1 protein-coding gene and 1 pseudogene are annotated in these 1078 nt (G+C 70.6%); both read left to right on the plus strand.

Annotated features, from left to right (window positions below; translation table 11 throughout):
• Positions 1 to 290: pseudogene (locus QSG27_RS29005) on the plus strand (oxalate/formate MFS antiporter); the annotation flags it as partial.
• Positions 291 to 402: 112 nt separating this feature from the next.
• On the plus strand, positions 403 to 903 hold the full coding sequence (locus QSG27_RS29010; protein WP_306712326.1) for a hypothetical protein: 501 nt from the start codon (positions 403 to 405) through the stop codon (positions 901 to 903).
• The last annotated feature ends 175 nt before the right edge of the window (positions 904 to 1078 follow it).

Genomic DNA, 1078 nt, shown 5'->3' on the forward strand with positions numbered 1-1078 from the left:
TCAGCGCGACCTCGGCGGACACCTTCGGCACCAAGCATGCGGCGAAGATCTACGGCGTGCTGTACTGCGCCAAGGGCATCGCGGCCCTCCTGGTCCCGCTGGGCAACCTGCTGATGGAGGCCACCGGCACCTGGGCGACCGTGCTTTACATCTGCGCCACCATGGATCTGTTCGCGGCGGTCTGCGCCATCACCGTCCTGCGGCCCATGCTGCGCAAGCACCATGCCCGCAACGCCGAACTCGCCGCCCAGCAGGGCAGGGGTCCGGTCACGGCGGCGGCCAGCCCATAACCTCCGCTTCAGCGGACCGACCGGAAGGGGACCACGCGCGTGGTCCCCTTTTCGGCGTTCCGGACGGCCTTGCGGGGCAGGGTGCGGTGGTGGAACCTGTCGGGGGAGGGGCATGGGCAATCACACGGTGGAGCGAAGGATGGAGAAGGACGACGGCAGCTTCCGGCTGGTGATCGCCTGCTCGCTGGGCGGGGTGGCGGTCAGCGTGGCCCTCGGCTCGCTGCTGCTGTCCCGATGGACGCCGCGGTCGGAGGACGCCGTGGTCGAGCGGGCGATCCACAACATGGACCGGCAGACCTGCGAGCGGGTGCTGCGCTCCTTCACGCAGCCGCAGCCGGCGGGGACCCGTGTGCTGTGGCTGTGGGCGGAGGAATCGACGCCGGGCGTGTTCACCGGGGCGCCCTGGACGTCGCGGGTGACCGGGCCGGGCATCGAGACGGTGGGAGCGGGGACGGGGCGCTCGCCGCGGCCCTACGCCTTCGACCCGGCCTCGCAGGCGGCGCCGGAGGCGGCCTGCTCCTTCCCCAACAACTCCCTGCACATCGTCTCGGTCGAGCACGCGCCCAAGGAGCCTCCCAGGGCGGGCGAGGCGGCGGCGGCGGGCAAGCCTTGATAAGGACAAGGGCGGAACGAAAAAGGCCGGCCGCGGGAAGCGGCCGGCCTCTTCACAGGCGGTGCGGATGGTGCTGCCGCCCTTTACTCCTCGCGCTGGCCCATGAGCTGCATGAGCATCTGGAAGAGGTTGATGAAGTTGAGGTAGAGGGAGAGGGCGCCCATGACGGCGAGCT

The sequence above is a fragment of the Azospirillum isscasi genome, assembly GCF_030849505.1.
Taxonomy (GTDB): Bacteria; Pseudomonadota; Alphaproteobacteria; order Azospirillales; family Azospirillaceae; genus Azospirillum; species Azospirillum isscasi.